7 protein-coding genes are annotated in these 6401 nt (G+C 41.4%); 1 reads left to right on the top strand and 6 read right to left on the bottom strand.

What is annotated here, in order from left to right:
- Positions 1-209: 209 nt before the first annotated feature.
- The 4 genes from C900_RS28940 to C900_RS24365 form a co-directional block, all read right to left on the bottom strand.
- Positions 210-1082 carry a tyrosine-type recombinase/integrase gene (locus C900_RS28940; protein ID WP_009583019.1) on the bottom strand — a complete coding sequence of 291 codons (873 nt, stop codon included), beginning with the start codon at positions 1080-1082 and terminating at the stop codon, positions 210-212.
- Positions 1069-2007 carry a tyrosine-type recombinase/integrase gene (locus tag C900_RS24385; protein WP_009583018.1) on the bottom strand — a complete coding sequence of 313 codons (939 nt, stop codon included), beginning with the start codon at positions 2005-2007 and terminating at the stop codon, positions 1069-1071. The genes C900_RS28940 and C900_RS24385 overlap by 14 nt, the downstream gene beginning before the upstream one ends.
- 83 nt (positions 2008-2090) lie before the next feature.
- Positions 2091-4757: a CHC2 zinc finger domain-containing protein gene (locus C900_RS29505; protein WP_009583017.1), complete on the bottom strand. Its 2667-nt coding sequence runs from the start codon at positions 4755-4757 to the stop codon at positions 2091-2093.
- Positions 4757-4969 carry a hypothetical protein gene (locus C900_RS24365; RefSeq protein ID WP_009583016.1) on the bottom strand — a complete coding sequence of 71 codons (213 nt, stop codon included), beginning with the start codon at positions 4967-4969 and terminating at the stop codon, positions 4757-4759. Before C900_RS24365 ends, C900_RS29505 begins: the two co-directional genes overlap by 1 nt.
- A gap of 179 nt (positions 4970-5148) precedes the next feature.
- On the opposite strand from C900_RS24365, the gene C900_RS24360 reads away from it, so the two are divergent.
- Positions 5149-5478 carry a helix-turn-helix domain-containing protein gene (locus C900_RS24360; protein WP_009583015.1) on the top strand — a complete coding sequence of 110 codons (330 nt, stop codon included), beginning with the start codon at positions 5149-5151 and terminating at the stop codon, positions 5476-5478.
- A 48-nt stretch (positions 5479-5526) separates the two neighbouring features.
- Here the strand turns inward: C900_RS24360 and C900_RS24355 are convergent, their stop codons facing one another.
- Both C900_RS24355 and C900_RS24350 read right to left on the bottom strand, forming a co-directional pair.
- The gene (locus C900_RS24355; RefSeq protein WP_157494189.1) at positions 5527-5883 is read right to left on the bottom strand and encodes a hypothetical protein; all 357 of its coding nucleotides are present in this window, start codon (positions 5881-5883) and stop codon (positions 5527-5529) included.
- A partial coding sequence (locus C900_RS24350) for a hypothetical protein (protein ID WP_040497485.1) occupies positions 5883-6401 on the bottom strand: 519 nt, incomplete at its 5' end. The genes C900_RS24350 and C900_RS24355, both read right to left, overlap by 1 nt.

The following is a 6401-nucleotide window of genomic DNA, read 5'->3' as shown; positions in this document are numbered from 1 at the left end:
CTGCTCTCCTTTTTCAGGAGTGCAACCACATCAGACAATAATCACGGTATCATTTTACTTGTGGAACGGTTTAAGGCGTGAGGATTTGCATTTTCTGGACTGCAGCCTTGACAACGCACCGGAACCACACCGCTGAACCTTAGTGCATGCCGAAGGATGCAAGGCCTGTGCGGTTTGGCCTGTGCGTTTGGTGGTGCGGGTTTGGGCTTTTATTTGAGCGGGTGGAACTGGTCTAATGCCTTTTTCAGGTCTTTCATATTCACGTGCTTGTAAACTTCTGTACTGGTAATGCTCTTGTGGCCGGCCATATATTGAACTTCTACTATGTTCTTTTCATTGATCCAGTGGCTGATTACTGATGTGCGGATATGGAGCAGGTTTTTGAACCTTGGATTTTCCCTTCTCATGGCTTTCATTAAGCTGCTGACCAGCTCTTTAAGCTCTGTATTTTTCCCTAAACTCATAATCAGTTTGTCAGTGGGTACTTTGGCTAGTTTCCTGATTTCGGGCAAGGTTTCTTTGATGTATTCCTGTAATGGCAATATCTGGTGGGCTTCCAGTTTTAGTAGTCTTTTGGCTCCACGACCTGTTTTTTTGATGAAGATTGTGCCCTGGTGCAAGTCGATGTCTTCCGGTGTCAGGGCTGCTATTTCATCCTGTCGTAATGCTTGGTAAATGACCAGTCCCAACATTACTTTGTTCCGCTTTTGGGCAGGTGTTTCATTTGGACAGCCTACATAAATCTGGTTCATTTCCTTTTTGGTAAGCAGGTCACTTGGTAGCTGCTGCACCCTTCCTTTAATGTATAGTTTCCTTGCAGGGTTGTGTTTTATTTTTTCTTCTGATTGCAGGTATTCGTAATAATATTTTATGCCCCTGACATAGTTGTTCAGGCTGTAAACGCTTATTTCTTTCTTCTTTAGCTCCTTTACATAACTGAGCAGGTCTACATATTGGCAGGTGTCTACTGTCAGGTTTTCAGTTTCCAGCCACTTGATAAACTGCTGTTGATAGTACAGGTAGGCTTCCAGTACTTTCGGGTGGTAGTTCTTCGCCTCCAGATATGCTTTAAAGGTGAACAAGGTGTAAATATGTTTGGGTGCTTCTTATTCCGCTATGCCCTAAAAACTGGCTGATAGCATCTATTTCCATTCCGCATTGCAATAAATGTGTGGCTATGCTGTGCCTGAGTGTATGTAATCCTATTTTCCTTTCCTGCAGCTCTTCATTTCCGGTGCGCTCGATCAGGGTTTTAAGGGTCTTGGATAGTGATGTGCTGGTTAACCTTCTGCCTTGGTTATTGAGCAAAAAAGGGACGTTGTCCCCATTTATCAGGTGTGGCCTGTAGTATTTCAGATAATGTTCAAAGTCCTTTTTCTGGCCTTCAACAAAAGGTACGTAACGGGCTTTCTGGTTCTTGGCTTTCCTGATGTGTACCAGTTGTTTGTCCAGCAGGATATCATTTACATTCAGGTTAATACCTTCTTTACATCTCAACCCGCAGCCATAGTACAGGCTTAATATTGCCCTTTCCCTTAGTCCATTGACCTGCTCACTGCAGGCGCTGTAAAGCTGGTCTACTTCGTGAAGGGTCAGCACTTCTCTTTCAGGGTATTCTTTTGGTTCGTACTGGATATCAATCAGCAGATTACCTTGTCCGGTTTCTTCCAGATAGTCGCTAAATAATCTTAGGTTTCGTAAATGGCCGTTCAGGGTGGAGTTCTTTAAAAGCTCCCCGGTGTGGTTGCTCTTCTTTTGTTTTAAGCTCTGGTAGTAATTCCGGATAGTTTGCTTTGGTACTTCCTGCAGGCTGGTAATATTTTCATTTTTCAGATGAAGGAAGAAGGGTTTTAATTGCGCTGGCAAGCTGTTAATGGTGTCTTTGGAGTAACCTATGATGTCCAGCCATTCTTTATAGCCTTCCAGCACTCTTTTGTACGTGTATGACGGTTTTGCTTTTACCCCTCTTGCTTCACCTGATGTTATACATGTTATACCAGCTTTCATCTTTAATATTGATTTGATTTTCAGTTATTTATCTTTGATCTGGTATAACATTTCAGTCGTGTTATACCCATGTTATACTAATGTTATACCAGCGGTTGTTTTACTTTTTTGGCTTGCTGTTCCTTTAATTTTTCCAGTGTACTGTCCAGTATGTCGATTCCTGATTGCAGGTGCTGGTATTCGTCCCATGCTGTTATCTCGTATTCAAAGCCGGTATTGCGGTGGCCGCCTGTCTTTTTGATATAGCCCCACATTTCAAGCTCTCGTAAATACCTATTGGCTTTCATAGGGTTCATTCTGAACAGCTCCCTGATCTCTTTGCTGTAAAAGGCTCTCTGGTCTTCAGGTCTTTTAATAATGGTGGTTTTCAGGATTTCAAAGAAGCTTCTTAACTGGCCGTTCAGCTCGTCAGATTTCCGCAGCAGGCTTTCTTTTACCAACCTGTTTGCCCAACTGATATCTTCAAGGTTAGATTCAATGTAGGTTTTACCTTTGGAGTCTGTTTTTGCCTCTCTCTGGTATTGATGGTAAAAGGTGATGATTTCTATTAATCGCAGGTAGTGCATGTTTGTCCTGAGCTTCTTAAAAACACTGTCGGGGATTTTAAGCTGTGTAGCATATGGATTGATCACTTTTATGGGTTTCAGCAGCCTTTGGGTGTTTTTAAGCAGTTGTTTAGCAATATTCTGGCTGTTTTCGTCTACTAATCCGGCTTGCAGTTTTCTTTGGTAGTCCATGACTTCTTCCATGTGGTTGGCGCCTTCGTTGATATGGAGTAAATAACTCCTGTTGGCGTTATCTTCATAAATGCCTTCTTTGGTGGTGGCTCCTGATACGCAGATCGGCCCTTCTACGGTCAGCACCTTTTGCACGTTGTTGCCTTTGGCGTCTTTATCGGTGGTGAGCTTGGTAATACTCTGTTTGCTCATGAACTCTCTAAGTGGTAAAAAGGCGTTGTAAACTCCGTCAAGGTCTTCGATCAGGAGTACTTTGTTCTTCCAAAAGTCTCTGGTGGAGTAGTAAAGGGTGTTTTCTGTTAAGCTGGTAATGGTTCGTACTGATTCCTCCGGAAGGCATTCACTGATCTTGGTTTGCAGGTAAGTTTTTCCGCTTCCGGATCTTCCAAAGATGATGGCGTGCAGTGGTTCATCAAAGAACCTCGATAAATACAGGAAGAAGAGCAGTAAACCGTTTTTCTGTTCTCCGATCAGGCCGCTTTGGCTGACTAAGGTTAAGGTCTTTTTTACCAGCTCCGGTGACTTTAAAAACTTCATGGCCTGCTGCTCTTCCTTGTCGGTCATTTCATAGAGTTTCGGTTTCAGGGCCTTTACCTGTGCTTCCCGTTCTTTCATCCTGTATTCTTCCAGTTTCTCGGTCAGCTCTGTTACGGTATTGCTTATCTGGGTGGTGCTAAGCTCTAAGGCTTCTGTAAGGTTCTGAACCAGTTTTTTAGTGCTCTGGTGGCTGTAAAGGTTTACATCATCCCTGAAGGTCTTGTATTTGTTTTCCTTGCTTTTAATGTGTAGGCTGATCTTTAAACGGCTGAGGTTCTCTTTCTCTATCCCGCCCCAGACCGTGGCGGTCAGCCATTCATTTTCAAAGGTGATTTGCTCGGGGTTTTCGGTGTTCAGGATGCATTTGTTTTCTGTGGTTGGTGGTTTTTGCTCTGTGGTTTTAGGTTTCTCTTTTTCAGTTGAAGGAAGTAAACCTATGGGCTTGCGGCTATTGATTAAGTGCGTGAAGATCTCCGGCTCATGAGATTGGGCAAGGCTGTTTACATCTTCGTTTTTGGGTACTTCTATTTGTGTTATTTTAGCTGTCGGTTTTAGTTGCTGCAGCTCTTTGCTGTATTTCTCGGTGGCCTTTCTTCCTGCTTCATCTCCATTTAAAAAGAAGATGATTTCTTCCAGCTCCTGCAGATCCTCGATAGCTTTGACGTGCTCTTCTGTTAGTCCGTTAGTACCATAGAGGGCTAGTATTTCATAATCCTGTAATTCAAGCTGCTGCAAAGTGGCTGCATCAATAATGGATTCTGTAATAATCAGGTGTCGAGCTTCTCGACTTGGGTGGTTTGGGTAAAGTCCTTGCCTGTCCTTCAGGTAAAAGTGTCTCGCTTTCTTGTCATTGATTGTGCTTCTAAAGTAAAGGCTTACTACTTGGTTTTGTGGGTTTCTGAGTGCAAACACGATGCAGTTTTTGCCAAAAGGGCTGTAGGCTTTTTCTCCTGTCCTGTTGTTTATATGGCCTCTGTCCAGCAACAGGCCATATTTCAGGCAACTTTCGACCAGGTGTTTTTCTTTCCTGTTTCCATGGTGGAACTGGCCACTGTTGTAGCCGATCTGTAGTTTGTCTTTATCAAGGTTTCTGCTCTCGAGGTATTCTTTGGCTGGTTTGCTGTTGTGGACTCCGTTTCTGAAGTAGGTGAACATCTTAGTTAAAACTGCTGTCCGGGAGAGCTGCACTGTCGGGCTTACTTTGCCTGTTATGAGTGATTCCGCTTTCTTAATGGCTTCATGCTTGGTCAGGTTTTCTTTGTGCATAATAAAATCGATCACGTCCATGGCCTTACCGTGGGTGCTACAGTTGGCACTGAAGCAGTAGCAGGATTGTGTTTTGTAATACACCTGCAGGCTCGGGGTTTTGTCATCGTGGAAGGGACAGTGTAACCGCAAGTGTTTGTCCGGCTTCAGGTGGTAATGATCCAGTACCTGTGCCAAACCTAGCTGCTGTTTGATTTCTGCTATCTCCATTAGCTTTCAGGTTCAAGTGCTTTAAAAAGATCTCTCAACTGCCGAAGGTGGTAAAACTGCTCGGCTAGGTCTTTCATGGTGTGCGGGTTATCGCTCACATACACGATAAGGATGTAAAGCATTTCGTCCAGCAGATCGCTAATGTAAAGACATCCGGTATCATGCAGGTAGGTGTCCAGTTCTTTGAAGTTGTGGTGGTAGGTATCGGGCATGGGAAAATATTTTAGATATATCTGTTCTGTATTTTAAATATTTTTTTTCTATCATTTTCGCTTCTAAAGTAGCATATACGATTTAAACACACAAGCCTTTTTCGATTTTGATACAGCATATAAGTATTGTAAATTTGACGAAGTACTGGATTTAGTGCTTATAAAACAGCAATTACGATATGACTTTCGGTGAAAATGTAGCTTTAGCCCGCAAAAAGAAAGGGTTTTCTCAAGATGAGTTAGCTAAAAAAGTGGGAACCATTGCCGTAACTATTGGACGTTATGAACGCAATGAGATCAAGCCCTCTATTGATATTGCCACTAAAATTGCAGATGCGTTGGAAGTATCGCTGGATTATCTGGTAGGTAGTTCAGATGCTATACTGGAAAAAGCACTGGTCAAAAAAATTACAGATATTCAGAAGCTCTCGGAAGAGGATAAAATATGTGTACATAAAATGCTTGATGCTTTTCTGAGAGATTCTAAAGCCAAACAAGCCTATTCATAAAAAAAGCCGCTCTCTCGAACGGCTTTCTTAATTTCTTGTAGTACATAGTTATTCATTAATATAACCTTCTTCTTTTGCCCATGTGTAATAGAAATTTACTACAGCAGTATCAGGTTTATAGGTAATTTCTGAAGGAGGCTCCATTTCTGTTATTTTTTTCATTGCAATCATTTTGCTTTGATATACAGATATCCCTTTAAATTTAATATGATGTGAAATTCTGGGATCATATGGATTTGTAAAAACATCCGTTATAAAGGTACGATCCCTTTGCTCACCAATTAAATAATATCCTTTAACAACTTCATCCTTATTGTCGCTACTAATCAATCTGCGAATTTTATCTTTATCACTTTCGCAACTAATCAATGTCATTACTATTATTAAAATCTTGAATACTCTCATTAGTCTCCTACAGTAAAAGTCCTTGTACCACTAATATATTTTGAATTTACTCTATGATTCAACATCCATTGAAAACTATGCGGAGACATATTAATACCAATGGCTCCAATACCTGTACCATAACCCGGAGTTGGTGGACGTACAATATTTATCCCTGAATTAATCAAACTACTGTACGCAATAGATGTACAGTGATTTCCCGATAAACTATAAAATCCAGGATTATTAGCCACATTAATTAAATTGTTAATTAATGCTTGTTGTTGAGCCGCAGTAATATTTAAGGTATAAGCTGTTATGTTGTCACCATTATAAATTGCATTAAATTCCTTTTTAGAATTGATATGCATTTCTCCTGGGCTATTCTTCAAATCATTCATAGTATAAGCCCCATCTCCATCAACATCCGTTGGATAATAGCCATATATGTTATCTCCAACTCTAATCGCAGTATGACCAACATCTTTACCGTGAGTCTTATTCCATATATAAACTTCGACATCCCCTGCATTCTGGGC

The organism is Fulvivirga imtechensis AK7, assembly GCF_000331535.1.
GTDB classification, from domain to species: domain Bacteria; phylum Bacteroidota; class Bacteroidia; order Cytophagales; family Cyclobacteriaceae; genus Fulvivirga; species Fulvivirga imtechensis.
The sequence above is the reverse complement of the archived record's forward strand: the minus strand, read 5'-3'. Positions and strand labels throughout refer to the sequence as shown.

Coding starts and splice junctions, on each gene's coding strand:
- C900_RS24385 (WP_009583018.1), bottom strand. CDS start 2,007: ATGAAAGCTGGTATAACATGTATAACATCAGGTGAAGCAAGAGGGGTA.
- C900_RS29505 (WP_009583017.1), bottom strand. CDS start 4,757: ATGGAGATAGCAGAAATCAAACAGCAGCTAGGTTTGGCACAGGTACTG.
- C900_RS24365 (WP_009583016.1), bottom strand. CDS start 4,969: ATGCCCGATACCTACCACCACAACTTCAAAGAACTGGACACCTACCTG.
- C900_RS24360 (WP_009583015.1), top strand. CDS start 5,149: ATGACTTTCGGTGAAAATGTAGCTTTAGCCCGCAAAAAGAAAGGGTTT.
- C900_RS24355 (WP_157494189.1), bottom strand. CDS start 5,883: ATGAGAGTATTCAAGATTTTAATAATAGTAATGACATTGATTAGTTGC.